The 23321-nt window shown below is 73.7% G+C and carries 24 protein-coding genes; 7 read left to right on the forward strand and 17 right to left on the reverse strand.

What is annotated here, in order from left to right:
* Window positions 1-124 precede the first annotated feature (124 nt).
* Window positions 125-463, forward strand: coding sequence for a hypothetical protein (locus ACTVZO_RS02195; protein ID WP_443296689.1), 339 nt, complete (start codon window positions 125-127; stop codon window positions 461-463).
* On the opposite strand, the gene ACTVZO_RS02200 is transcribed toward ACTVZO_RS02195, so the two are convergent.
* From ACTVZO_RS02200 to ACTVZO_RS02240, 9 genes are all read right to left on the reverse strand, one after another.
* Window positions 430-1767: a hypothetical protein gene (locus ACTVZO_RS02200; RefSeq protein WP_443296690.1), complete on the reverse strand. Its 1338-nt coding sequence runs from the start codon at window positions 1765-1767 to the stop codon at window positions 430-432. The two genes, ACTVZO_RS02195 and ACTVZO_RS02200, sit on opposite strands and share 34 nt — an antisense overlap.
* Window positions 1764-3059 (reverse strand): MFS transporter, encoded by a 1296-nt coding sequence (locus ACTVZO_RS02205; protein ID WP_443296691.1) that lies wholly within the window; start codon window positions 3057-3059, stop codon window positions 1764-1766. The genes ACTVZO_RS02200 and ACTVZO_RS02205 overlap by 4 nt, the downstream gene beginning before the upstream one ends.
* Window positions 3056-3847, reverse strand: coding sequence for a hypothetical protein (locus ACTVZO_RS02210; protein ID WP_443296692.1), 792 nt, complete (start codon window positions 3845-3847; stop codon window positions 3056-3058). The genes ACTVZO_RS02205 and ACTVZO_RS02210 overlap by 4 nt, the downstream gene beginning before the upstream one ends.
* Entirely contained in the window at window positions 3844-4740 is an 897-nt protein-coding gene (locus ACTVZO_RS02215) for a multinuclear nonheme iron-dependent oxidase (RefSeq protein WP_443296693.1), read from the reverse strand. Before ACTVZO_RS02215 ends, ACTVZO_RS02210 begins: the two co-directional genes overlap by 4 nt.
* Before the next feature lie 3 nt (window positions 4741-4743).
* Window positions 4744-6399, reverse strand: a complete 1656-nt coding sequence (locus ACTVZO_RS02220) for a B12-binding domain-containing radical SAM protein (RefSeq protein ID WP_443296694.1) — start codon at window positions 6397-6399, stop codon at window positions 4744-4746.
* Entirely contained in the window at window positions 6396-6623 is a 228-nt protein-coding gene (locus ACTVZO_RS02225; protein ID WP_443296695.1) for a hypothetical protein, read from the reverse strand. The genes ACTVZO_RS02220 and ACTVZO_RS02225 overlap by 4 nt, the downstream gene beginning before the upstream one ends.
* Before the next feature lie 78 nt (window positions 6624-6701).
* Window positions 6702-6872 (reverse strand): hypothetical protein, encoded by a 171-nt coding sequence (locus ACTVZO_RS02230; protein WP_384222953.1) that lies wholly within the window; start codon window positions 6870-6872, stop codon window positions 6702-6704.
* Between the two features lie 346 nt (window positions 6873-7218).
* Window positions 7219-8181: an FAD binding domain-containing protein gene (locus tag ACTVZO_RS02235; RefSeq protein ID WP_443296696.1), complete on the reverse strand. Its 963-nt coding sequence runs from the start codon at window positions 8179-8181 to the stop codon at window positions 7219-7221.
* The gene (locus tag ACTVZO_RS02240; protein WP_443296697.1) at window positions 8178-10742 is read right to left on the reverse strand and encodes a molybdopterin-dependent oxidoreductase; all 2565 of its coding nucleotides are present in this window, start codon (window positions 10740-10742) and stop codon (window positions 8178-8180) included. Before ACTVZO_RS02240 ends, ACTVZO_RS02235 begins: the two co-directional genes overlap by 4 nt.
* Before the next feature lie 197 nt (window positions 10743-10939).
* Between ACTVZO_RS02240 and ACTVZO_RS02245 the strand changes: the two genes are divergently transcribed.
* A complete protein-coding gene (locus ACTVZO_RS02245) occupies window positions 10940-11233 on the forward strand; it encodes a DUF6400 family protein (protein WP_443296698.1) in 294 nt (97 codons plus the stop codon).
* Window positions 11220-11477: a hypothetical protein gene (locus ACTVZO_RS02250; RefSeq protein ID WP_443296699.1), complete on the forward strand. Its 258-nt coding sequence runs from the start codon at window positions 11220-11222 to the stop codon at window positions 11475-11477. Before ACTVZO_RS02245 ends, ACTVZO_RS02250 begins: the two co-directional genes overlap by 14 nt.
* A 5-nt stretch (window positions 11478-11482) precedes the next feature.
* Here ACTVZO_RS02250 and ACTVZO_RS02255 read toward each other — a convergent pair whose 3' ends face one another.
* Together ACTVZO_RS02255 and ACTVZO_RS02260 are read right to left on the reverse strand one after the other, a co-directional pair.
* Window positions 11483-11902, reverse strand: a complete 420-nt coding sequence (locus ACTVZO_RS02255) for a ribosomal maturation YjgA family protein (RefSeq protein ID WP_443296700.1) — start codon at window positions 11900-11902, stop codon at window positions 11483-11485.
* A 48-nt stretch (window positions 11903-11950) separates the two neighbouring features.
* On the reverse strand, window positions 11951-12451 hold the full coding sequence (locus tag ACTVZO_RS02260) for a hypothetical protein (RefSeq protein ID WP_443296701.1): 501 nt from the start codon (window positions 12449-12451) through the stop codon (window positions 11951-11953).
* Between the two features lie 430 nt (window positions 12452-12881).
* On the opposite strand from ACTVZO_RS02260, the gene ACTVZO_RS02265 reads away from it, so the two are divergent.
* Complete coding sequence (locus ACTVZO_RS02265; RefSeq protein ID WP_443296702.1) at window positions 12882-13661, forward strand: CAP domain-containing protein; 780 nt, start codon at window positions 12882-12884, stop codon at window positions 13659-13661.
* A 130-nt stretch (window positions 13662-13791) separates the two neighbouring features.
* On the forward strand, window positions 13792-14544 hold the full coding sequence (locus ACTVZO_RS02270) for a class E sortase (RefSeq protein WP_443296703.1): 753 nt from the start codon (window positions 13792-13794) through the stop codon (window positions 14542-14544).
* Between the two features lie 45 nt (window positions 14545-14589).
* On the opposite strand, the gene thpD is transcribed toward ACTVZO_RS02270, so the two are convergent.
* From thpD to ectA, 4 genes are all read right to left on the reverse strand, one after another.
* Window positions 14590-15489, reverse strand: a complete 900-nt coding sequence (thpD, locus tag ACTVZO_RS02275; RefSeq protein WP_443296704.1) for an ectoine hydroxylase — start codon at window positions 15487-15489, stop codon at window positions 14590-14592.
* 50 nt (window positions 15490-15539) lie between these two features.
* On the reverse strand, window positions 15540-15944 hold the full coding sequence (locus tag ACTVZO_RS02280) for an ectoine synthase (protein WP_443296705.1): 405 nt from the start codon (window positions 15942-15944) through the stop codon (window positions 15540-15542).
* Between the two features lie 110 nt (window positions 15945-16054).
* Entirely contained in the window at window positions 16055-17320 is a 1266-nt protein-coding gene (gene ectB, locus ACTVZO_RS02285) for a diaminobutyrate--2-oxoglutarate transaminase (RefSeq protein ID WP_443296706.1), read from the reverse strand.
* 101 nt (window positions 17321-17421) lie between these two features.
* The gene (ectA, locus tag ACTVZO_RS02290) at window positions 17422-17979 is read right to left on the reverse strand and encodes a diaminobutyrate acetyltransferase (protein ID WP_443296707.1); all 558 of its coding nucleotides are present in this window, start codon (window positions 17977-17979) and stop codon (window positions 17422-17424) included.
* A 420-nt stretch (window positions 17980-18399) separates the two neighbouring features.
* Here ectA and ACTVZO_RS02295 point away from each other — a divergent pair, with 420 nt between their 5' ends.
* Together ACTVZO_RS02295 and ACTVZO_RS02300 are read left to right on the forward strand one after the other, a co-directional pair.
* Window positions 18400-18849, forward strand: a complete 450-nt coding sequence (locus ACTVZO_RS02295) for an SRPBCC family protein (protein ID WP_443296708.1) — start codon at window positions 18400-18402, stop codon at window positions 18847-18849.
* 205 nt (window positions 18850-19054) lie between these two features.
* Window positions 19055-19663 (forward strand): response regulator transcription factor, encoded by a 609-nt coding sequence (locus tag ACTVZO_RS02300; protein WP_443296709.1) that lies wholly within the window; start codon window positions 19055-19057, stop codon window positions 19661-19663.
* A 28-nt stretch (window positions 19664-19691) separates the two neighbouring features.
* On the opposite strand, the gene ACTVZO_RS02305 is transcribed toward ACTVZO_RS02300, so the two are convergent.
* Both ACTVZO_RS02305 and ACTVZO_RS02310 read right to left on the reverse strand, forming a co-directional pair.
* Window positions 19692-21509 carry an ATP-binding cassette domain-containing protein gene (locus ACTVZO_RS02305; protein WP_443296710.1) on the reverse strand — a complete coding sequence of 606 codons (1818 nt, stop codon included), beginning with the start codon at window positions 21507-21509 and terminating at the stop codon, window positions 19692-19694.
* Window positions 21506-23314, reverse strand: coding sequence for an ATP-binding cassette domain-containing protein (locus ACTVZO_RS02310; protein ID WP_443296711.1), 1809 nt, complete (start codon window positions 23312-23314; stop codon window positions 21506-21508). The genes ACTVZO_RS02305 and ACTVZO_RS02310 overlap by 4 nt, the downstream gene beginning before the upstream one ends.
* Window positions 23315-23321: the final 7 nt, after the last annotated feature.

Raw genomic sequence — 23321 nt, forward strand, 5'->3', positions numbered from 1 at the left:
CGGAGTCCGGGTTCGCGGCGTCACGGACGGGGTGATCCGCGAGCGGGGCAACCCTGCGGGCCGGAACGGGCGTCTTCGCGGGAGGCGGTGCGTACGGGACGCGCCGGAACGGGGAGGCACGGGGATGTCGGAGCGGGGTACGGCGGGACCGGAGGCGGCGGAGCGCGGGACGGCGGAGCCGGGAGCGGCGGCGCGGCCGGACGGGTTCGGCCTCGTGGACAACCTGCCGGCCACGGTGCTGCTGGCGCCCGCCCTCGCGTTGCTGCGCTACCTCGGGGAGCACGGCTGGGCGTACTGGACGGCCGCGGTGCTCGGGGGCCTGGGGATTGCGGCCGCCGCTCTGGGCATCACCGCCGCGGTCCGCAGCCTGCGGCAGGGGCGCCGCCGGCTGCTCGCGGTGTACACCATCGTCCTGCTCCTGCTCGCCTGCTACCTGCTGGTGGTCCGGCTCGTCGAGAACTGACGGCGGGGCGCGGCGGCCGCGCGGCGCGAGGTGCGCAGGGTGTGCAGGAAGTCCCCGGCCGAACCGGTGGCGGCCAGGGCCGCACGGAGCAGCGCCCAGGCGTCGGCCGAGGCGGGCCAGCCCGGACCGAAGCGGCTGGTGAGGGTGGCCAGAGCGGCGTCGCGCCAGGCGTATCCGGCCAGGTAGGCGCGCCACTGGACGATGCGGACCTGGCGCAGCAGGAGAAGTTCGGGGGCCCAGTGCAGGCCCGTGGGGGCGGCCAGTTCGGCGGCCCGGGCGAGGGCGGCGGCGGGGGTGGTGACGCCGTCCAGGGCGGTGTCCAAAGCGGCGTCCACGGCCATCAGACCGCGGCTGAACCGCTCCTCCTGGGCGAGGAAGCGGGCCACGGTCCCGGCCGTGGAAGGCTCCATCCCCAGCTCCCGCAGCACGGCGGGCGACCGGACGAGGTGCTCCAGCAGCAGTGCCCACCCCTCCGAGCGGACCGGGTCGAAGCTCCAGCGTTCCGCCAGCGGTGCGCCGGGCGGGCGGAGCGCGTGTTCCACGAGATGGCCGAGCTCGTGCTGGAGGTACTGGACCGTCACCGGGGTGACGGCGGTGGGGATGGACAGCAGCGAGAGGCCGGGCAGGCGCACGGCCTGCACCATCGAGGGGCTGTTGGGCCTGCGCAGCACCTTGACCCGGTGCTCGGCCGGCAGCAGGGAGCGGTCCCGCAGCCGCTCGACCAGGCCGGTGATCAGCTCGTTCAGCCCGGGCAACGGGGTGCCCGGCGGCAGCAGGCCCTTGCCCAGCATCAGCCAGCGCCAGTTGTGCTCCGCGGTGCCGTCCGCGACCCCGGCCGTACGAGCCCACTCGCGGGCCAGCGGGGCCAGCGGGGCCAGCGGGGCGGGCGCGGCGGTGGCCGCGGCGAGGGCGTGCAGGGAACCGGCGGGCAGCGGGAAGGCCATGCGGGTGCTCCACCAGGGCCGGCCCGGAGCGGCTTCGGCGCGGCGGTCGGCCAGCCAGTCCCACACCTGGACCGTCAGGTCGCGGGCCTCGGCGCACCACCGGGTGTGGCTGCGGCGGCGGCCCTCCTCGTCGGCCTCCAGGTCGAGCAGGGTGCGGGTGCCGGGCACCGGCGGGCCGGTACCGAGGAGTTCGCCGAGGTACGCGCCGAGGCCGAGCCGAGCCGCGTCCGCGGCCAGCGCTCCGGCGCGACCGGCGGCGGGCGACCGACCGGACCCGGGCAGTCCGGCCAGTTCGAGCTGGAGGTCCGCGAGCAGCCCCTCCAGCAACGGCTCGGCGCCGGCTCCGACGGCGGTGCTCACGCCACCTCCTCCACGCCCACGGCCGACCGCGGCTTGGGGCCCGGGACAGCAGGGGTGGAGGCCGGGTCCGGAGCGGGAGCCGGGCGGCCGGCGAGGTGGGCCATGCCCAGACCGGTCGCGGCGAAGACCAGGGCGGCCAGCGGCCAGGCCACGGAGACGGCCGCGAGATCCCCGACGACCACGCCCATGAGGACCAGCGCCCCACCGGTGAAGAGATTGGTGAACAGGGCCGCGACGGAGAGCACGGTGGCCCGGTGCTCCCCGCCGATGCGCTCGTTGAGCGCCGCCCGGATGCCCGGCATGCACATCCCGAAGGCGGTGGTGAAGACCACGAAGGCGACTGCCGGGCCGAGCGCACCGGGCAGCAGCGCGGCCCCGGTCAGCGCCAGGCCCGCCACGAGGGCCCCGGCGGCGATCACCGTGCGCCGCGCGCCGGTGTTCCGCTTCTGGAACCGCAGTACCCAGCCGAGCAGCGGGATCTCCAGCAGCGAACCGGCGCCGCGCATCAGGGCGAGCAGCAGCAGGCTGCCGCCCGCGGCGCTCTCGAACACGACGGTCCACTGCACGCCCGGCACGCCCCGGCACAGTCCGAGGACGGCTGCCCCGACGATGAGGGCCAGCAGGACGCGGTCCCCGGAGAGGGTGATCCGGGTGCCGGCCAGGACGTCGGTGGTGGACTCGCGGAGCCTCGCGGCGAACCGCCCGTCCGCGGGCGGCCGCCGGGTCTCGGTCATCCGGGCCAGCGCCAGCGCGGTTCCGGCCAGGCAGGCCAGACCCGCCGCGAGCTGGGGCAGGGCCAGGTCGAGGGTGCCGAGCCAGGCACCGGTGAGGGTGCCCAGGACCAGGCCGGTGTTGTCCGCGATCCGGCCCTGGGTGAACATGCGGTCCAGCCCGCCGGGGTCGGTGCGCTCGGTCTCGTCGACGGCCCAGGCCTCCAGGGCGCCGGAGCTGAACGTGCCGCCGAGGGCGGCCAGCAGGGTGCCCGCCACGGCGACCGGGATGCTGTCGCTGAAGAAGAGCGCCGAGTAGCCGACGGCACGCAGCACGAAGCTGACCGCGACCGCGGAGCGGCGTCCGAGGAGGTCGGCGGCGATGCCGGTGGGGATCTCGGACAGTCCCTCGACGATCCAGACGGCGGCGATGACGGCGAAGACGCCGGTCCCGCTCATGCCGAGGGACTGCAGGAGCAGCACGGAGGTGACGGTCAGCGCCATGTCGGCGAACCAGTCCAGGCCGGAGACCAGCAGGTAGGTGCGGCGGACCCGGCGGACCTCGACTCCGCCCGCCGTCACGGCCGCACCCCGTCCACGATCCCTGCGGCCACGATCCCGGCAGCCACGGCCCGCCGGACGGAGGCGGCCCCGGCCGCGTCCTCGGGCACCGGCAGCCGGTCGTCCCACAGCCAGCGCAGCGCGGCCACGTCGGCGCCGCGCAGCCGCAGGCGCCGGATCCGGCCGTCGGCGGGCACGCTGACCACGGCGGTCGGGGCGGGCCGCCGCTTGGTCAGCAGCAGCGCCTCGGGCCAGGGGTCGGTGGCGCCGCGCTCGCGCAGCACGGTGGCGTACTCGGGTACGTCGAAGGAGGCTTCGACGGCCCACGCGCCGGGGACCAGGCGGGTGCGGGCGGCGCCCGGCATGGTGGCGCCGAAGAGCAGGCCGTCCTCGAACCGGAAGGCCTCGCGCACCCATTCCTCCTGCCGGTCCGGCCAGCCTCCGGTGCGCAGGTGGGCGCTGAAGGCGGCCGAGGTGGAGGCGGCGGGCGGGAAGGCGGAGCCCGGCTGTGCGGACCGGCCGCGCCAGTGCTCTCCCTCCAGCAGGCCGTGCAGGCCGTCGGCGCCGGTGCGGGCGTAGTAGGCGAAGAACGTGACGGGGTAGCTGACGGTCAGCACGTTGGCGAGGGTCTTGCGGCGGCGGGCCTGTTCGATGGCGAAGCCCGGGCCGGTGGTGCCCGCGGCGACGATCTCGCGTTCGGCTTCGGGCAGGGCCGCCAGCAGCCGTCGGCGGCCGGCGGCGGTCGCGTTGAGGATGTGCCAGGTGGTGTCCTGGATGCGGGTGACGTCCAGGGTCGCGTCAGTGGTCACGGCGTGCTCCACCATCGGTCGGCGCTCCGCGCGAAGCGCAGCACGCTGTCGGTCAGATCGTCGGCGTTCATGCCCTCGGCCTCGGCCATCACGGAGCGCAGGTTGGCGGCCCGGGGCAGCAGGTCGTCGGCGAGCGCCCACACCTCGTCGGCGACGGGCCAGTCGTGCTTGTCGTCGACGACGAGCACCCCCTCGTCGAAGCGGCGGGTGAAGGTGCCGCTCATATGGGCCTCGACCACGCGCTCCCAGGCCACGTCCCCGTCGTCGGAGGGCAGTCGGGCGGGGACGCCGCGCTGCATCCGCAGTCCGTAGAGGTGGCCGACGTCGACGGTCATCAGACAGTCGGCGCGCTCCGCGATCCTGGTCATCAGCAGCAGGACGTCCTGGTTGCCCACGACGAACGGGTAGGGGGCGTTCTCGATGGTGAGGGGCCGTCCGATGACGTCCTGGGCGTGCTTGATGCGGTCGGCGGCCCACTCCACCGCCTCGTCGACCAGCGGCATCGGGACCAGCGACTCCAGCAGCGTCTCGCCCTGGCGCACCCACATGGCGAGGTCGACGTTCAGCCACGGGGAGCCGAGCTCGTCGGCGCGGGCGCCGATGGCCTTCAGCACCCGGTCGTCGAGCGGGTCGGTGCCGCAGACGTCGAGGTCCAGCGGGTGGAACAGCGGGTGCAGGCCGTGGCCGCGCGCGAACTCCGCGCAGCGCAGCGCCAGTTCCTCGTCGTGGGCGAGGATGCCGACCCCGTACCAGGCGGCGGCGTCCCCCACCCGCCGGGCGGTCTCCTCGGCGATGTCGAGCCCGGTCATCGAGTCGCAGCTGAAGCAGATGCCGCGCAGGCCGGGCGGACCGAGTTCGCGGATCTGTGAGCCGTGGGTGACGGCGGTGGTCATCGGTCAGTCCCTCCCAAGGGGTCCGGTGGATCCGGGGAGCTCGGCGCAGCCGGCGTCCCGCGCCACCGTCTCGGCGCGCGTGAGCAGTTCGTCCAGGGTGAGCCGGTCGGGGCCGAGCACCGGCAGGAGCGCCTCGAGTCCGCCGGCGCCCAGGACGGGGTAGCCCTGCTCGGCGTCCGCCAGCAGGGCCTCCATCAGCAGGTTGGGGGCGTGCCGCAGCGATACGACGTCCAGCTGGAGCTGGGCGTGCAGGGCGCGCGGGGTGTCCTCGGGCAGGGCGGAGAGGGCGAGTTCCGCGCGGGCGAGGGTGTCGTCGATGCGGCCCTGCCAGCGCCGCCGGAAGGCGCGCAGTTCGTCGCTGAACCGCTGGACCTCGGGGACCTCGAACATCGTGTACGGGTTGGGCAGTTCGTCGGGGTCGAACTCGACCCCGTGCCGCTCGGCGTAGAAGCCGCGGATCGGGGTTCCCTCGTAGAGCACCAGCGCGGTGTACAGGTGGTCGTGCGGCAGGTAGTCGTAGAAGCCGGACTCGCGCAGGAACTCCATGTTGGCCCGGATGTCGGTCAGGGTGGTGGCCGGGTCCAGCATGATGAAGTCGAGGGAGATCTCGATGCCCAGGCGCCGCAGCAGGCGCACGGCCGCCACGTTCACGTCGGGGGCCACGTGCTTGGCGAGGCGTTCGAGTACGGGCTCGGAGGCGCTCTCGATGCCCAGTTCGATGAAGCGCAGGCCGCGCTCCTTGAGCCGCGGCAGGACGGCGGCGGCCTTGAGGATCTGGTTGACGCGGGTGCCGAAGCTGAAGGAGATCAGCGGGTCGGCCTCGTACAGGGCCTCGGCGACCTCCAGGGCGCGGGAGGGCGAGACGAAGAAGTTCGCGTCGCTGAAGTACACGTGCTCGTAGTGGATGCCGTGCCGCTCGCGGAAGTGGAGCAGTTCGGCGGCGACCCGGCCGGCCTCGCGCGAGCGGTACTTGCGGCCGATGGTCAGAACCCCGCAGAAGGAGCAGTTGTACGGGCAGCTGCGGCTGCTGCAGATGGTCAGCGCGGCCTTCAGCCGGCCCTGCACCTCGTCGTAGTACGTCAGGTCCGGATAGCCCGAGTGGGAGACGAACTCGGCGTCGGGGAAGGGGATCTGGTCCAGGTCGGGGACGAAGGCGCGGTCGGGGTTGACGGCCGGTGCGCTGTCGGCGGGCGAACGCCAGGTGGTGCCCTTGACGCGGGTGAGCGCTTCGCGGTCGTCGAGCGCGCGGACGAGTTCGAGCATGGCCTCCTCGCCCTCGCGGCGGACCACGACGTCCACGCTGGGGTGGCGGGTCAGGATGTGCTCGTGCACGGCGGTGGCGTGCGGTCCGCCGAGGACGATCAGGCATCCCGGGTGGCGGCTCTTGATCCAGTCGGCCATCGCGACGGCGTTGCGGAAGGATTCGTTGTAGACGGAGAAGCCGACGACGTCGAACCGGTCGAGCCCGTAGATCTCGGCGAGTTCCACCGCGTCGTCCTCGGAGTCCCCGAAGTCGAACCCGGAGCTCGCGTAGCCGTGTTTTTCCAGGTAGGCCATGATGTAGGCGAGGCCGATGGGCTTCGCCTTGCGGCGGTCCGAGAAGCCGACGGAGGGGTTGACGAAGGCGATGCCCGGTGTACGTGCCGGGGGGCCGCTCATCGTGCCGCCTCCGTCCGCAGCGCGCCGCGCTCGACGAGCCGGGCGAGGAAGGCCCGGTCCGCTTCGGGGAGTCCGTCGTGGTCGACGGGTGCGGAGACCGCGTCGCGCCAGAGCTGGGAGGCGTGGCGGTTCAGTTTCAGACACGACCGGTCGTCGCCGGCCAGAGGCACGTACACGTGGCCCGCCTGGTCCAGGTAAGGGAGTTCTGGAATGAATCGCACCATCAGCCGCCCTCCGGGGCTCGGCCGGCCCGGGCCCCGGGACGGCCGAGCCGCCCCGGGATCCCGGTCCCGGACACTGGGTCAGGAGTAGATCTTGCCGAGCATCTTGGTGTAGCTGGCGCTGCCGAGGCTGACGATGTCCGCCTCGGGGGTGTCGACTTCGTCGAAGCCCTTGATCTCCAGCTCGGACTCGGTGAGCTCGGTCAGCGACTTGCGGACGGTGTTCTGGTTCTCGCTGTGGTCACGGGTCATCGGTCTTTCCCTCCGTATCTTCCGGATCGCTCCGGCGCCTGATCGAAAGTCGCCCTGTCACCAGGGAAACCGCTTACCCAGATGCTAGTTACACGGGTTCCGCTTGATCTCGGATCGGCAGGGGCGCGCGAGGCGTGTCGGGACACAACCGGAACATTCGGGGGCGCACGGCGGACAGGTGTGCGCGGGGCGTGGCCGCAGGACTGTCGAAACGCACGGACGGATCGTCAGGACCGGTCCGGAGATCCGCTGATCACACCTTCACCCGCCGCGGGGGCGCCCGCCGCTTCCGGCTGGGGCCGGACACGGCGGGCGCCGGGCGGTCACCGGGCTAGCGGTCACCGCACTAGCGGACGGCGGACTGGCCGGCGGCCTGTTCCAGGGCTTCCAGGACCGTGTCCCTGAAGAGGGTGGCCTTGTAGCCGGTCTGCGGCAGCGGGCGGCAGCGGGTGAGCACCCTCGAGGCCGCCGCGGCGAGTTGGCCGGGGGTGGCCTCCCGGCCGATCAGCGCGGCCTCCACCTCCGGCAGCCGCAGCGGGACCCGTGCCACCCCGCCCGCCGCGACGGCGGCGTGCGTGACCGTGGTGCCGTCGAGCGCGAGCCGCGCGGTCGCCTCGACCAGGGGCCATTCGGCGTGGGAGCGGCTGATCGCCCGGTGGTAGGCGGCCCGTTCGCCGGGCAGGGGCGCGGGCAGGCGCACCCCGGTGAGGATGCGGTCCGGCGCGAGCAGGTGGTCGGCGCGGTGCAGTCCGTCGCCGTCTCCGTACAGGTCGGCTACTCCGCGCGGGGATTCGCCGTGGATCTCGGCCTCGGCGTCGTAGGCCAGCAGGGCCATCGCGAGGGTGGACGGGTGCGGGGCCACACAGGGGCCGTCTCCGCTGACCACACCGAAGTGGTGGTCGCCCTCGCGCGCGGGGCAGCCGGTCCCGCCCTTCTGGAAGCAGCCGACGTGCGGATTGCGGAAGTACCAGCAGCGGTTGCGTTGCAGCAGGTTGCCGCCCAGGGTGCCGGCGGCGCGGATCTGCGGGGTGGCCGCCGTCCCGGCCGGCAGCGCCAGGGCCGGCCAGCCTTCGCGCAGCTGCGGATCGGCGGCGAGCGCGGCGAGCGTGGTCAGGGCGCCGATCCGAAGTCCGCCGCCGGGCAGCGGCGCGGTGCCGCGCAGGCGGCCGATGCCGCCGAGGTCGGTGAACGGACCGGGCGAGATGCCGCTGCTCCGCCGGGCAGTGGTGTCGGTGCCGCCGGCGCGCAGCTCCCCGCCGCGGGCCAGGACGGCGGCCGAGAGGTCGGTGAGGGCGGGCTCGGTGCTCATGTGCCCAGTCCTTCCAGGAGCCGGTCGGGGCGGATGGGCATGTCGTACGGGCGCCAGCCGGTCGCGTCGTGGACCGCGTTCGCCAGGCAGGCCGCGGTGGGCAGGGTGGCGATCTCACCGAGGCCGACCCCGCCGCCCGGGACGTGGTCGAAGCCCTCCTGATGGAAGTGGACGGTGATCTCGGGGGTGTCGCCGATCCCGGGGATGCGGTAGTCCTCCAGGTTCTCGGTCAGCACCCGCCCGGTGGCCGGGTCGGTGCGCCGCTCCTCGTACAGGGCGTAGCCGACGCCCTGTACGACGGCTCCCTCGCACTGGCTCCGGGCCAGCCGCTCCTCGTGGATGCGGCCCGCGGCGATGCCGCTCCATACTCGCAGCGGCCGGATCCGGCCGAGCCGCGTGTCCACCTCGACCTCCGCGACCTGTACCGATCCGGTGAAGCCGCGGCCGATGGCGATACCGCCCAGGGGGAAGGGGGACACGTAGCCCCGGCGGTCGCGGGGGCGCTTGCCGGTCACCCGTACGCCGTGCGCCGCGGCCAGCCGGGCGGCGACGTCACCGCCGCCGAGCGCCTCGCGCAGCCGGGCCGCGGCGTCCGCGGCGGCGGGCACGATGGAGGGCGTGGTGCGGCTGCCGCCGGAGGTGGGACCGTGGACGGCGTCGCTGTGGCCGATCTCGGCACGCACCCGGTCCTCCGGCACGCCGAGCCCCTCGGCGACGGCCCGGCGCAGCACCGTCCGCGAGCCCGTGCCCATGTCCTGCACGGCGCAACGGGCGACGACGACCCCGTCCTCGACGGTGAGCTCGACCTCGGTGACGGGATCGAGGAAGTACAGCCAGTTGGCGGCGGCGACGCCGACACCGCGGCGGAACCGCCCGGTGCCGCCGCGGGCGCCCGCCCAGACGGGCAGCGAGGCGGCCCGGTCGTACAGGGCGTGCCGCTTGGGGTTGCCGTCCCAGCGCCGGCGCAGGGCGATCGGGTCCTGGCCGAGGCGGTGGGCCATCTCGTCGACGGCCTGCTCCAGGGCCCAGCACATCGTGGGTCCGCCCGGGCCGCGGAAGGGGGCGCCCGGAGGCCGGTGGGTGAGCGTGTCGAAGTCGCGCAGGCGGCGCGGGGCCTTGCCGTACATGAACCGGGCCAGTGCCGCCACGGTGCCGCCCACCGCGACCCCGCCGTCGGTGTCCGCGTCGATGGCCAGCGCGCTGAGGCCGCCCGCCTCGTCCGCGGCCATCGCCAGCCGGATCCGGGTGCCGGGCCGGTATCCGCCGTCGGTGAGCTCCTCGTCCCGGTCCAGCACCACCCGCACCGGGGCGCCGTGCAGCCGGGCCAGTTCCACCGCGGCGACGACATCTGAGGTCAGGCCCATCTTGCAGCCGAAACCGCCGCCCACGTGGACGGCCCGCGCCACCACCCGGTCGACGGGCAGCCCGAAGCGCTCGGCGGCCAGTTCGGCCGTGTGCTTCACGGACTGCGTGGACACGTCCAGGTGGAGGGTGCCGTCGATCCACTGGGCCAGGCAGGCGTGCGGTTCGAGCGGGGTGTGGGTCTGCGCGGCGGTGGTGAAGACGCCTTCCACCACCCGTTCGGGGTTCCGGCTGCGGGCCTCGGTGATCCGGCGCACGGCCGTGGCGGGGCGTTTGTTCATGGCGGAGGGTCCCCGCAGGTTCCCGCGCCAGCGGGCGGGCACCAGCTGGGGGGTCTCGCCGGATCCCGGTGCCCGCTTGCGCGCCGCCTTGTCCTCGTAGACCAGCGGGCCCTCGCCGGTCCGGGCCCGGCGTGGGTCCAGGGCCGCCGGCAGCACCTCGTAGTCGACCACGACCCGCGCCGCGGCCGCCCGCGCCGAGGCCCGGTCCGGGGCCGCGACCGCGGCCACCGGCTGTCCGACGTACCGCACCACTCCGTCGGGCGGCAGCAGGGGCACCAGCGGGAGGTCTCCGGCCTCCAGGGAACGTACGTGCGCGTGGGCGTGCGGCGAGCGGACGATCACCCCTTCCAGCAGCCCCTCGGGGCGCAGGTCCGTGGTGTACCGGGCCGATCCGTCGGCCTTCTCCGGGGCCTCGGCGCGCGGGACTGCCGGGGCCCCCGCACCGGTCGGCGCCCGGTCGTAGTCGCCCGCGCAGGCCGCGGCCACCGCGTTGAAGATCCCCTCGTAGGCGCCGCAGCGGCACAGGTGGCCCGCCAGCGCGTCCGCGATCTGCTCCCGCCCGGGCCGGGTGCGGCCGTGCTCGGCCCGCCACCGTTCGAAGAAGGCGGCCGCCTCGACCACGAACCCGGGGGTGCAGTAGCCGCACTGGAGAGCGTCCTCGCCGGCGAAGGCGCGTCCCACCGGGTGACCGGCCAAGCCCTCGACCGTCGTCACCCGCCGGCCGGCCAGCACGACCGCCGGCGTCAGGCAGGACACGCGCGGCTCACCGTCGACCTGGATCGTGCAGGCCCCGCACACCCCGCCCGCGCAGACCAGCTTGGTGCCGGTCAGCCCCAGCCGGTCGCGCACCACGTCCACGGCGGCGGGATCGTCGTCCACGTCCACCGTGTGCCGGACGCCATTGACCTCGAATTCCACGAGACGTGCTCCTTAGCCGTGGTGGGCGACCGCCGTGCCGCGCGCTCGCCTTCACGCTCCTTGATATCCCGCTCCGGAGGTCGGCGCAGTTCGGCGCGCGCACGCACCGGGCCGTCTCCGGCCGCCGACGGCCCTGCTCTGTGACTCCGCCCACCCTCCCTTGACCAGGGAAGGAAGGGTTACCTAAGTTCGATGTCATGGCCCCCCACGACCCCACCCCCACCCCGGACGAGCCCGGCGCCGCCGACGTCTCCGGCGCGTCCGCGCCGGTCGACTTCGAGGTGGACCTCACGTCACAGGAGGTGCTCCGGCGCGCCCAGGTGATGGAAGCCCTGGGACCGGACTGGGATCCGGTCGAGGTGCTGCTCGGCGAGGAGGCCGCGTACGACCTGCTGTACTCCGGACTCGACGCGCAGCAGCAGCGCCTCTACGACGACCTGGTCGCGGCCGGTGTGCTGCCCGCGAGGGGAGACGGCCGTGCTGCCGCTTGACCCGCAGGCCGACCCCGGCCGCCGTGCCTGGGTGGCCTGCCCGAAGTGCTCGGACGCCCAGGGCTGTGAGCCCTGCGAACAGCGGCGGAGCTGCTCCACCCACTGGCGCTACCTGCTCACCAACACCGGCAGCCTGCTCCACCTCCAGTGCCCCGCGTGCACCCATGTCTGGGTGCACGAGAGCGGATTCGGCGCCACCCGCTCCGTGTGGAACCGCATCGTCGGGGCGCTGCCCCACTTCTGAGCGGTTCAGCGTCGCCGGCACCGCCGCAACGCGGTGTGGACGAGCCATCCCGCGCCCGCGCCGACGGCGTACCAGAACAGGTCGGGCGCGTTGAACGTGGACCCGAGGACCAGACGGGCGACGAGGCTGCGCTCGGACAGCTCCGCCGGTACGCCGCTGAGCTGGAGGAGCTCGACTGCCCAGCTGAGGGCCAGCGCGCTCGCGGCGGCCTTCCGGGGGGTCAGCCGCGGGGCGGCCAGGACGACGAGGGCCAGGATCAGGACCGTGTAGAGCGCGTCGCCGCCGTACTTGGCCACGCTCCCCTCCGTCACGGCCCGCAGCCCCAGCCCGGCGCCGACCGTCAGCACCGCGGCCCCGGCCGCCGCCGCGCGGCTGCGCAGCGGCTCGGCGGCGGTTCGGTCACGGGTTCCTGGCAGGGCGGTCACGGGGTCATCCTGCCGGAGGCTTCGACGACCGGCGGGGCCCTGGCCGGGTCAGCCCTGCGCCCAGGCCCGCAGCAAGACCTCCCGTTCGCGGGGCTTCGGGGTGCCCTCCAGGCCGTGTTCGCGGCCCCAGGCCCCGATGACCCGCGGGTCCGCGGTTCCCGCCACGAAGCGGGAGAGCAGCTCCTGCGAGAGCGCCGCCTCCTCGGCTCCGTACCCTCCGGCCGCCGCCGAGTGCACCGTCAGCTCCTGCGGCCCGCCCCCGGTCTCCAGCCGCAGTGTCATCTCGGGCGGTCCCTCTCCGAGGAACGCGCCGACCGCGGCCGAGACGATCGACCCGAGGAACTTCGGCGCGCGCCCCGCCGGGCCCTCGGTGGGCACGTCCTCGACGACCGCGGCGCTCAGTCCGTCCCACCCCCACGACCGTGAGCCGTCGGGGTCTACGGCCTCCAGCCCGTCGGCGCCCAGCCGGACGCACCCCCCGTCGGCGGCCGGCGGCGAACCCACGTACACCGCGTCGGGAGTGACCCAGAACAGTCCGACCATCGCCACAACGACTCCCGTTCTCGTCTCTTGTCCGGCAGCGCCTCCGGTTGCGCCGCGAAACAGTGACATGCGTCACGGCGGGCTCCAGGGTCACGGAAGTATTACGTCCGTTAAGTGCTTACAGAAATGTCGAGATTTGTCCCACCGGAGTCGACATTCCCCCTGCCGCCGAAATGGGCTTTTCCAGTGAGGGGGCGACGTCGCGCAACGTGCCACGTCACAAGCGTTTCTGAGGGTTCTCCTCCACTTCGGGCGACCGGCCGCACACCCCGCCAGCACGACTCTCCGCCCATTTCAAGCCCCGCGCACGGCGCTGCCGCGCGGGTCGGCGCCGAGACTTGCCAGCCCCTCACCCGCCTTCTAAGAATGGCGGCCCGCCCGGCGCTCCGGCACCTCAGGCGCAGGACGCTTCGCAGAGAGACCAGGTGAGGCCAGCATGCAGAAGCACCGCAAGAAGAAGCACCACCGGAAGATATCGATCGCCGCCGTCACCCTCGGCATCGTGGCCGTACCCACGGCCGCGATCGCCTGCTTCGACACGCAGGAGACGGGCGGGGCGAGGGCCTCCGAGAGGCAGGGCTCCCGCCACTACTCCTCCGGCGCGCCGTCGCCCACCGTGCCGCTCCAGACCCAGGCGGACACCCTGGCGGCCCCCGCCGAGGCTCCCGCGACGACGGAGCCGGCGGAGCAGCAGCCCACGGCGGATCCGCAGCCGGTCGAACCGCCCGCCGCGACGACGGAGCCCCCGGCGGCCCCGCGGCCCGCCGAGCCGGCCCCGGCCAAGCCGAAGCCCCCGGCCGCGCCGAAGCAGCCGAGCACGCCGCCGGCCGCCGCGCCGTCCGGCCCGGCGGCCGAGGTGGTGGCGCTGGTGAACCAGGAACGCGCCAAGGCCGGCTGCCCGGCCCTGACCGTCAACGCGAAGCTGACGACCGCCGCGCTGAACCACAGCAAGGACATGGCCGCGCACTCCAACATGTCGCACACCGGATCCGACGGCTCGGACCCGGGCGAGCGCATCACCCGCGCAGGCTACCCCTGGAGGACCTACGGCGAGAACGTCGCCTACGGCTACAGCACGCCCCAGCAGGTGATGACCGGCTGGATGAACAGCCCCGGGCACCGGGAGAACATCCTCAACTGCGCCTTCAAGGAGATCGGCGTCGGCCTCGCACAGCCGAACTCCTACTGGACCCAGAGCTTCGGCGCGGCCCGCTGACATCACTGCCCCGAAGGGCCTTATGTGCGGCTTGCTCCGTATGTCACTCTGTCGGAGCGGGCCGGGTCACCGCGCCGACGTACGACCCACAGCCCGCGATCCTGCCGACCGAGCGACACGGAACACCGCCATGCCCCTGCCGAACCCGACCCGAGCCGCCGCAGCCGTACTGGCCGCCGCCGCGACCGCCCTGCTGGCGGCCTGCGCACCCGAGGCCGCCGCCGGTCCGGCGCATCCGGCCGGCCCGGTGCGGGCGGCAGCGGCGCCGGTCTCGGCCCCGGCCGCCCCTGCTCCGGCGGCCCCGTCGCCCACGGCCGCGCCGGACCCGTCTCCCGCCGCCACCGCGCAGCCCCGCGAGTCCACGCTGTCCATACCCTCGGCGGGCGTCGCCGGGCTGCGGGTGGTCCCGTACGAGGGCACCACCGACGACGTGCCGGGCACCCGCATCCAGGATCGGGGCGAGGCGGCCAGCCCGTACGGGAAGCGGGGCGGCGTCGGACCCGGGCAGGTCGGGAACTTCCTGGTCACCGCGCACCGCCTGTCGGCGGGCGGACCGCTGCGCGACCTGCCCGCCGTGAAGGAGGGCGACGATGTCATGGTCACGGTGGGTGACGTGGTGTACACGTACGAGATAGTGGCGACCCGCGAGACGTCCTTCCGGTCCGCGCTGTCGCTGAGCGAGCAGCGCGCCGCGGTGCCCGGCGAGCCCGGGGCGGCGCCCAGCCAGGCCATGATCACCCTCTCGACCTGCGCCACCCCGGAGGACCACGCCAAGGGGAACTTCTGGAGCGATGCCCAGGGCAACCCCGAGCACCGCATCGACAAGATAGGCGTGCTCCGCAAGACCACCGCGACCGCGCCGACGCCCCCGCCCGCCGGCTGAGGCCGGGCCGGACGGCGGCGGCGGCACACGAGGTGTGCGCGCCCGTCAGCGCACGGGGGTCACATCCCGCGCCGCGATGAAACCGGGGCGGCGGACGGGGGCCGCGAAGGGCTCCACGGGGGCGTTCTCGACACTGTTGAACACGAAGAAGACGTTGCTGCGCGGGTACGGCGTGATGTTGTCGCCGGAGCCGTGCATCGCGTTGCAGTCGAACCAGGTGGCCGAGCCGGCCTGCCCCGTGAACAGGCGGATCCCGCAGGCCTCCGCGAACTTCGCCAGGGCCTCGTTCGAGGGCGTGCCCGCGTCCTGCATCTGGAGTGACTTCTTGTAGTTGTCCTCCGGCGTCTCGCCCGCGCACCCCAGGAAGGTGCGGTGCGAGCCGGGCATGATCATGAGCCCGCCGTTGGTGGGGTGGTTCGGAGTCAGCGCGATCGACACCGAGACGGTCCTCATGTTCGGCAGTCCGTCCTCCGCGTGCCACGTCTCGAAGTCGGAGTGCCAGTAGAATCCGCGGGCTCCGAACCCGGGCTTCACGTTGATCCGGGACTGGTGCACGTACACGTCCGAACCGAGGATCTGGCGGGCCGTGCCCACGACACGGGGGTCCGCCGCGAGCCGGGCGAAGACCTCGCTGATCCGGTGCACTTCGAAGACGGAGCGCACCTCCTGCGAGGTGCGCTCGACGATGGAGCGCTCGTCGGCGCGTACCGCGGGATCGGCGACCAGGCGGTCCAGCTCGCTCCGGTAGACCTCGACCTCCTCGGGCGTGATCAGCTGCTCCACCGGGTGGAACCCGTGCTGCTCGAACTCCTCCAGTTCGCGCCTCCACAGGGGTCCCGGAGTTCCGGGGGCGGACCATACGACGGGGTCCTTGCGACCGATCAGGGCCTCTTCGGGGCCCCTGGTCGGGTAGAGGTCCGCTATGCGCTCGGTTGTGGTGCTCATGGTGTTGCCTGCCTCTCCTCTCGTCATCCGTTTCGGTGCCCGTCGGGGCGTCAGGCGTGGTCCGGCTCGGTGAGCAGCGGGTAGACGCCGGTTTCGTCGTGGTCCTCGCGCCCGGTGACGGGCGGGTTGAAGACGCACAGGCAGCGGAAGTCCCGCTCGACGCGCAGGGTGTGCCGCTCGTGGCCGTCGAGCAGGTACATGGTTCCGGGCGTGATGCGGTACGCCTCGCCCGTCTCCTCGTCGGTGAGTTCCGCTTCGCCCTCCACGCACACGACGGCCTCGACGTGGTTCGCGTACCACATCGACGTCACCGTGCCGGCGTAGAGCACCGTCTCGTGCAGGGAGAAGCCGACGCGTTCGCGTGCGAGGACGATGCGCTTGCTCTCCCAGGTTCCGGAGGCGGCCTTCACGTGCCGCTCGGTGCCCTCGATGTCCTTGAAGGAACGGACGATCATTCTGGTCTGCCTTCCTTTCTTCCGGTGCCCGTGGCCTGTGCGGCCTATGCCTGTGTGGCCCGAGTGGCCTGTGTGGCCCGAGTGGCCTGTGTGGCCTGTGTGGCCCGTGGTCAGGCCGTCTCGTGGACCGAGCGCGTGAGGATCCCCAGCCCCTCGTCCAGCTCGGCGGGCGACACGGTCAGCGGCGGCAGCAGCTTCACCACCTCGCCCTCGGGGCCGGAGGTCTCGACGAGGAGGCCGTGCTCGAAGGCCCGCCCGCACACCTCGGCGGCCCGCTTCCCGTCCTGGAACTCGATGCCCCAGACCATGCCCTTGCCCCGGTGGGCCGCGCCCAGGCCCGGGTCGGAGCAGAGCTCGCGCAGGGCCGCGTCGATCCGGCTGCCGTTGGCGAGGGTGCGCTGCTGGAGGAGGCCGTCGCGCCAGTAGGTGTCCAGGGCGGCGGTGGCCGTGACGAAGGCCGGGTTGTTGCCGCGGAAGGTGCCGTTGTGCTCGCCGGGCTCCCAGATGTCCAGGTCCGGCTTGAACAGGCAGAGCGCCATGGGGAGTCCGTAGCCGCTGATGGACTTGGACACCGTCACGATGTCCGGGGTGATGCCCGCGTCCTCGAAGGAGAAGAAGCTTCCGGTGCGGCCGCAGCCCATCTGGACGTCGTCGACGATGAGGAGCATGTCGCGGCGGCGGCACAGGTCCGCCAGCTGTTGCAGCCATTCGGCGCGGGCGACGTTCACACCGCCCTCGCCCTGGATGGTTTCCACGATCACGGCGGCGGGCTGGTTCAGGCCGGACCCCTGGTCCTCCAGGAGCCGTTCGAACCAGATGAAGTCCGGTGTCCGGCCGCCGAGGTAGTTGTCGAAGGGCATGGGGGTGGTGTGTACGAGGGGGATGCCCGCCCCGGCCCGTTTGAAGGCGTTGCCCGTCACCGCGAGCGAGCCGAGGGACATTCCGTGGAAGGCGTTGGTGAAGGAGACGACCGATTCACGGCCCTTGACCTTCCGCGCCAGCTTGAGCGCCGACTCGACGGCGTTGGTGCCGGTCGGCCCGGGGAACATCACCTTGTACGGGAGACCGCGCGGGGCGAGGACCGCGGACTGGAAGGCCTCCAGGAAGTCCCGTTTGGCGGACGTCGACATGTCCAGGGCGTGGGTGATGCCGTCCCGTTCGATGTAGTCGAGGAGGGCGCGCTTCAGTACGGGGTGGTTGTGGCCGTAGTTGAGCGATCCGGCTCCGGCGAAGAAGTCGAGGTACTCGCGGCCCCGTTCGTCGAACAGCCGGCTGCCGCTCGCCGTCTCGAAGACGGTCGGCCAGGCGCGGCAGTAGCTGCGGACCTCCGACTCAACCGTCTCGAAGACACTCAGAAGCGGCTCTGTGATGGTCATGCGCTCTCCAAACGTTGTGCGGCGTGGCTGCGGCTCGGCTGTGCGGGACCGCCACGCGGGTGGTGCGGTGGACCGGCGAAGAAGGCCTGGGGGCCCGGACGTCAGGAGCCGGGCAGGGTGATGCGGTGGAGCACCTCGGTGGCGTGCGCCTCGCCCTCGGGGAAGTGGCCGGGCTCGAAGAGCACTTCGCGGCGGAGCGAGGCTCCGTGACGCGCGGCGTACGAGGTGAACAGGCGCTCCGACGCGGTGTTTCCGCGCTCGATGGTCGTCTCCAGGCAGCGCAGGCCGCCCTGCCGTCGCGCCTCGCGGGCGGACAGCCCGTCGAGCATCGCCGCGGCCACTCCCCGGCCGCGCACGGCCTCGTCGACGGCGACCTGCCAGACGAACAGGGTGCCGGGGGCCTCGGGCCGCCGGTACCCGCTGACGAATCCGACGGGCCGTCCGCCCGGGTCGCGGGCCACCGCGGAGGTCGCGGCGAAATCGCGGCACCAGAGGAGGTAGCTGTACGGGGAGTTCAGGTCGAGGACTTGGGAGTCACGGGCGATGCGCCAGAGGGAGGCTCCGTCTCCCTCGTCCGGGCGGTCGAACGCCAGCTCCGCCGGAAGTTCCGGGAAGCCGCCGCTCGGGCTGCGGGCCAGGTCTGCGGGTGCAGTGGTCATGCGGAGGGAAGTTACCCAGCACAAGCTCAAATTGCATGGACCTGAAGGCTTCCATGCAGCGACCGGACGTGATAGTTGGCGAAGTCCACGAGAACCCTTCATCTACTCTCACGAGTGACCCATTTAGGATGTTTTAGAGGGACATATTTACCCCTCCCAAGCGATTATAACGAGAACATAACTTCTCACATCGGGCGTGAACAGCCCTTGTAATCGTCGCCACTTCCCCTCTCGGGACCGTTTCGCGAGCGCCGGACGGGGAAGGCGGGGCGGGCGCCATCGGGCCTTCGGGGCCGCGAGGCCGCCGCACGCGACGGCGCATGGGGTACCCCCGCGATGGGCAACCGCGCTTCGAGACGTCCAGACGGACGGCTGCCCCGCACGCCGCGGGGCCGCCGACGACACGGAAGGGGTGCACGCATGTCGCACGTCGAGGAATATGTCGAGGTCAACGTCCCCGTTCGCACGGCCTACAACCAGTGGACGCAGTTCGAGGAGTTCCCCGCCTTCATGGAGGGGGTCGAGCGCATCGAACAGCGCACGGACACGCTCACCCACTGGGTGACGAACATGAACGGTGTGCAGCGCGAGTTCGACGCCCAGATCACCGAGCAGCTCCCGGACCGGCGGGTCGCGTGGATGACGGTGGACGGGGAGGCCCGCCAGGCCGGGCTCGTCGTCTTCCAGCCGATCGACGCGACCACCACCAAAATCGTCCTGCACATGAACTGGGTGCCGGAGGGTCTGGCCGAAACGGCCGCCGACAAGCTCGGCTTCGTCAAGCGCCAGGTCGTGGGCGACCTGAAGCGGTTCAAGCTGTTCATCGAGTCGCGCGGCGCCGAGACGGGCGCCTGGCGCGGCATGGTCTGACCGCGGCGAGCGGCGCTGCCGCAGGCCGGAGCGGCGCAGGGGCCGGTCTTCAAGTGGGAAATCCGCCGAACGGAAGCGGGAATCCTTGGGTATCTCGGCCAAGTTGCGCGTACGCCCCTCCGCGCCCCCCGCAGTGACGTTCCAGCACCCCTGTACGGGGGCACTCGCGTGGTGCAGTTGGTTCGTCTACCGAGGAGAGCGCACGATGACGAAGGTCCTCGTCCTGCACAGCGTCAGCCTGGTCAGGTCGGCACTGGCCGCCCTGCTGAGATCGGAAGGGCCCTTCGAGGTCACCTCGGCGGGCTGGCGGACCGCGGTGCGCCAGGCCGAATCCTTACGACCAGACGTGACGGTCGTCGACCTCGACTGTCCGGGGACGACGGCCGTCCTGGCCGGTGAACGGCGCGCGGACCGCCAGGTCCTCGCGTCCCCCTCCCCGGTCCTGGTCCTCGCCTCGACCGGCGCGCCCGGTTCGCTCCACCGGGCCTTCCGGGCCGAGGCCCGCGGCTACGTCGACAAGGACGGGTCGCCCGGCCGCCTCGTACGGGCCGTCCGGAAGGTCGCCGCCGGAGAACGGTTCATCGACGCCTCACTGGCCTCCGCCTTCATGGAGGCCGATCCCGTACCGCTGAGCCCGCGCGAGGTCAGCGTGCTGGCCCGCGCCGCCGAGGGCGACTCCATCGTCGAGATCGCCCGAGCCCTGCACCTGGCCAGCGGAACCGTGCGCAACTACATGGCCGCGGCGACCCGCAAGACCGGCGCGCGCAACCTCATCGACGCGATCCGGATATCCCGGCGACAGGGCTGGGTCTGAGCCTCCTCCGACGGCAGCGAGGACCGCGTCATGCGTCCGCGGTCCCGTTCCACTCCCCCACCAGATCGCGGTACAGGGCCGACCTGGCCGGAAGCTCCGCATGCGTGCCGCACACGGCGCGGGACCCGTCGAGCACGAGGACCCGGTCGGCGCGGGCGGCGGACGAGACGCGGTGGGCCACGACCACGAGGGTGCCGAGGCGGTCGGCGAGGGCCCGTTCGACGTGCTCCTCCGTACGCGGGTCCAGGTGGCAGGTGGCCTCGTCGAGGAGCAGCAGCGGCGCCGGCGAGAGGTAGGCGGCGGCCAGTGCGAGATGCTGGCACTCGCCCCGGGACAGCTGCCGGGGGGTCACCTCGCCGTCCAGGCCGCCCAGGCGCACGACCAGCTCTTCCAGCCCCAGGGCGGTGACGGCGCGTCCCAGCTCGGCGTCCCCGAGCGCCCCGCCCTGCCCCGGGGACGGGTGGGGGGGCAGGTGACTCAGGTGGGTCAGGTTCTCCCGCACGGTACCGGTGAACACGTAGGCCTGCTGCGGCAGCAGGGTCCGCCGCGGGTCGGGCCCTCCGGCGCCCGGCTCCGGGCGGGCCGGTGCTCCGTCGAGGAGGACCGTCCCCGCGCCGGGTTTCAGCATCCCGGCGAGCAGCGCCGTGAGCGTGGACTTGCCGATGCCGCTCGGCCCGACCACGGCGAGGTGCTCACCCCGCCGCACCACCAGGTCGAGGGAGTCGAGTACGGGGGCCGCGCCGGGGCCGTACGCGAAGGTGACGCCTCGGAGCTCGGCGGCCGGGGCGGTCGGCGGGCGGCTGTGGACGGGGGCCCGCGGCTGCGTCACGCGGTCGTCGTGCGGGGCCCCCGGCAGCGGGTCACAGAACCGTTCGAGGACCACCAGCAGTCGGGTGCCGGCCGAACCCAGCGCCGTCATCAAGGAGTTGAGGGCGGGAAGCAGCGCCGTGACCACGTACGTGAGACCGCCGGCCAGCGTTCCGGCGGTGATCCCCCGTCCCAGCAGCCAGGGAGTCGCGGCGAGCAGTGCGATCACCGGCAGCCGGCCCGCCGTCCCCAGGGCCAGGGTGCGCAGGGCCGCCCAGCGCGCGAGCGTGCGGGCCAGCCGTTCCTGGGTCGCGATCAGCGGTTCCACCCGGGCTTCCGCCGCCGCCTGTCCACCGCAGGCGACGATGTCGCGCAGCCCGTCCCCCAGCTCCCCCACCCGGTCCGAGAGCGCCTCGTCGGCGTCCAGGTACCGGCGTTGCACGGCGGCCATGGGGCGGAGCGTGGCCAGGAAGCCGGCGATGCCCAGCAGCAGCGGGGGCAGCACGATCAGCAACAGCGCGGGCGCCAGGGCCGCCATGCCCGCCAGGGCGCCCACGGCGGTGAAGACGAACGAACGTGTCGTCAGGACCAGCCCCGCGAAGGAGTCCCGGGCCATTTCGGTCTGCTGCGTGAGCCGGGACACGGCGCCGGCGTCGGGGGTGCGGGCCGGGTCGGCCAGCGCGTGGTCCAGGGCCTGCCGGACCGCCCGCCGGACCAGGCCGTCCCGCAGCGGCTCCACGAGGTCGGCGAGTCCGGCGAACACACCGCGCAGCGCGAACCCGCCGAGCAGGGCGCCGACTCCGGCCGCGGCCAGCCAGGCCAGTCCGGTGGCGGTGCGGCCCGCGAGGAAGCCGTCGTCGAGGGCGCGGGCCACGCCGTAGCCTCCGAGGAAGGTGTGCGCCGATTCGAGCAGCGACCATGCCGCCAGCCGCCCCACGGCGCGCTTGCGTCCGCGCAGGAAGCGGCGGCCCTCGGGGGCCACCCGGCGCCAGGCCTCGCCCTCCGTCACCGCGCCGCTGCCGCTGCCGCTCCGGTTCACCGTGCCGCCTCCGTTCCCGCTTCCGGAGCCGCTTCCCGCGCCGTTCCCCCTCGGGCGTCCGCGTTCTCCCCGGCGGCGAACACCGCCCGGTAGGCCGGGTCCTGCCCCCACAGTTCGCCGTGCGTGCCCGCCGCCCGCACCCGCCCGTCCTCCAGCCATACGACGAGGTCGGCGCGGACCGCGGAGGAAAGGCGGTGCGCGACCACGATCCGGGTGCCGGGCCGGATCTCGTGGGCGAGCGCCCGCTCCACCTGCCGGGCCGTGACGGTGTCCAGGCTGGACGTGGCGTCGTCGAGCACGAGGAGCCGGCCCGCGTGGCAGAACGCCCTTGCCAGACCCAGGCGTTGGACCTCGCCGCCGGACATCGGCGCGTCGGCGACGCGCGTGCCGTACCCGTGGGGCAGGCGGCGTACGAACAGGTCGGCGCCCGCGGCCCGGGCTGCCGCGCGGACGGCCCCCGGACCGGGATGCCCGCCCGCGCCGAAGGCGATCGCGTCCCCGACCGTGTCCCCGAGCAGCACGGGCCGGTCGAAGGCGTACCCGACCTCGCGGCGCAGCGCCTCGGCGGTCACTTCCGCCAGGGGTACGCCGTCCAGCAGGACCTGGCCGGCGTCGGGGTCGGTGAGCCGGCCGGCCACGGCGGCGAACAGCGTCTTGCCGGCGCCGGACCGGCCCACCACCGCCACCGTGCTGCCTCCCGGGATCACCAGGCTGATGTCGCGCAGGACCGTGGATCCGCCGCGCACGACCCGGACGCCCCGCAGTTCCAGCGTGCCCGGGCCGCCCTCCGGCAGCTCCCGCCCGCCGTGGCCTAGTACGGGCAGGGCCAGCAGGGCGGCGGTCCGCCGGGCGGCGGCGCGTCCGCGGACCACGGCGGCCAGTCCTCCGGTCACGGCGCCGACCCCGGCCGCGAGGCCCGCGTACCGTACGGCGGCGAGGAGTTCGCCGACGCCGATGGCCCCGGCCGACAGGCGGACGCCGCCGACGGCGAGGACCACGTACAGGAGCATCGGCATCAGGGCCGCGGACCGGGCCGTCGTACCGCCGTACACCTGCCACATCCGCCTGCCCTCGGCGCCGAGCTCCGGCAGCCGGGCGAGGATCCGCGCGCGTTCGCGGTCGGCGCTGCCGGCGGCGGCGATGGTGCGCGCCCCGGCCAGTGCCTCCTGGAGCCGGCCGGCGGTCGCGAGCTGCACCTGCTGGTAGCGGCCGACGCTGGTGAGGGTGTCGCGGGCGAAGGCCCGCAGCAGGAGCACCAGCAGCGGGACGCCCGCGAGGAAGGCGAGCGCGGTCCACAGGTCGATGAGGAACAGTGCGGCGACCGCGCCGATCGGCGGCAGCAGCGCGGAGACGGCGTGTGCGGCGGCGGCCGGGACCCGGCCGGCCTCAGTGGCGTGAGCGGTCAGGCGCGCGGCGGTCTCTCCGGAGGCGTGGCGGGCCGCGTGGTGCGGGGCGGTCCGCAGCAGCCGGGCGAGCCCGAGCCTGCGCAGCCGGGCGGTGGTGCGGCCGTCGACCTCGCCGGTCAGCCGGGCGGCGACGGCGTCGAGTGCCACTTCGGCCGCGATGACCACGGCGCACAGCAGCGTCCAGGCGGGGCCCGACGGGTCGCCGCGGAGGAGCAGGTCGAGGGTGTGCCCGAGGACCGCGGGTTCGGCGAGTGCCGCCGCGGCGGCGGCCACCGTGCATCCGAGGACGGCGGCGGTGCGCCCACCACTGTGCCGGGCCGCTGCCACGAGTGCCCGGTCGGCGCCTCGTTCCAGGGCTCGCGTCTCGGCCCGGTCGACCGCCGGGTCGGGGGGACTCATCGGCGGG

The sequence above is a fragment of the Streptomyces sp. IBSNAI002 genome, from assembly GCF_052244475.1.
Lineage (GTDB): Bacteria > Actinomycetota > Actinomycetes > Streptomycetales > Streptomycetaceae > Streptomyces.

What these genes read in the sequence shown, in the direction of transcription:
- ACTVZO_RS02280 (WP_443296705.1), bottom strand. Translation starts at nt 15,944, where the DNA reads ATGATCGTCCGTTCCTTCAAGGACATCGAGGGCACCGAGCGGCACGTG.
- ACTVZO_RS02235 (WP_443296696.1), bottom strand. Translation starts at nt 8,181, where the DNA reads ATGAGCACCGAGCCCGCCCTCACCGACCTCTCGGCCGCCGTCCTGGCC.
- ACTVZO_RS02295 (WP_443296708.1), top strand. Translation starts at nt 18,400, where the DNA reads ATGTCGCACGTCGAGGAATATGTCGAGGTCAACGTCCCCGTTCGCACG.
- ACTVZO_RS02215 (WP_443296693.1), bottom strand. Translation starts at nt 4,740, where the DNA reads ATGACCACCGCCGTCACCCACGGCTCACAGATCCGCGAACTCGGTCCG.
- thpD (WP_443296704.1), bottom strand. Translation starts at nt 15,489, where the DNA reads ATGAGCACCACAACCGAGCGCATAGCGGACCTCTACCCGACCAGGGGC.
- ACTVZO_RS02225 (WP_443296695.1), bottom strand. Translation starts at nt 6,623, where the DNA reads ATGGTGCGATTCATTCCAGAACTCCCTTACCTGGACCAGGCGGGCCAC.
- ACTVZO_RS02300 (WP_443296709.1), top strand. Translation starts at nt 19,055, where the DNA reads ATGACGAAGGTCCTCGTCCTGCACAGCGTCAGCCTGGTCAGGTCGGCA.
- ACTVZO_RS02230 (WP_384222953.1), bottom strand. Translation starts at nt 6,872, where the DNA reads ATGACCCGTGACCACAGCGAGAACCAGAACACCGTCCGCAAGTCGCTG.
- ACTVZO_RS02265 (WP_443296702.1), top strand. Translation starts at nt 12,882, where the DNA reads ATGCAGAAGCACCGCAAGAAGAAGCACCACCGGAAGATATCGATCGCC.
- ectB (WP_443296706.1), bottom strand. Translation starts at nt 17,320, where the DNA reads ATGACCATCACAGAGCCGCTTCTGAGTGTCTTCGAGACGGTTGAGTCG.
- ACTVZO_RS02195 (WP_443296689.1), top strand. Translation starts at nt 125, where the DNA reads ATGTCGGAGCGGGGTACGGCGGGACCGGAGGCGGCGGAGCGCGGGACG.
- ACTVZO_RS02245 (WP_443296698.1), top strand. Translation starts at nt 10,940, where the DNA reads ATGGCCCCCCACGACCCCACCCCCACCCCGGACGAGCCCGGCGCCGCC.
- ectA (WP_443296707.1), bottom strand. Translation starts at nt 17,979, where the DNA reads ATGACCACTGCACCCGCAGACCTGGCCCGCAGCCCGAGCGGCGGCTTC.
- ACTVZO_RS02270 (WP_443296703.1), top strand. Translation starts at nt 13,792, where the DNA reads ATGCCCCTGCCGAACCCGACCCGAGCCGCCGCAGCCGTACTGGCCGCC.
- ACTVZO_RS02310 (WP_443296711.1), bottom strand. Translation starts at nt 23,314, where the DNA reads ATGAGTCCCCCCGACCCGGCGGTCGACCGGGCCGAGACGCGAGCCCTG.
- ACTVZO_RS02220 (WP_443296694.1), bottom strand. Translation starts at nt 6,399, where the DNA reads ATGAGCGGCCCCCCGGCACGTACACCGGGCATCGCCTTCGTCAACCCC.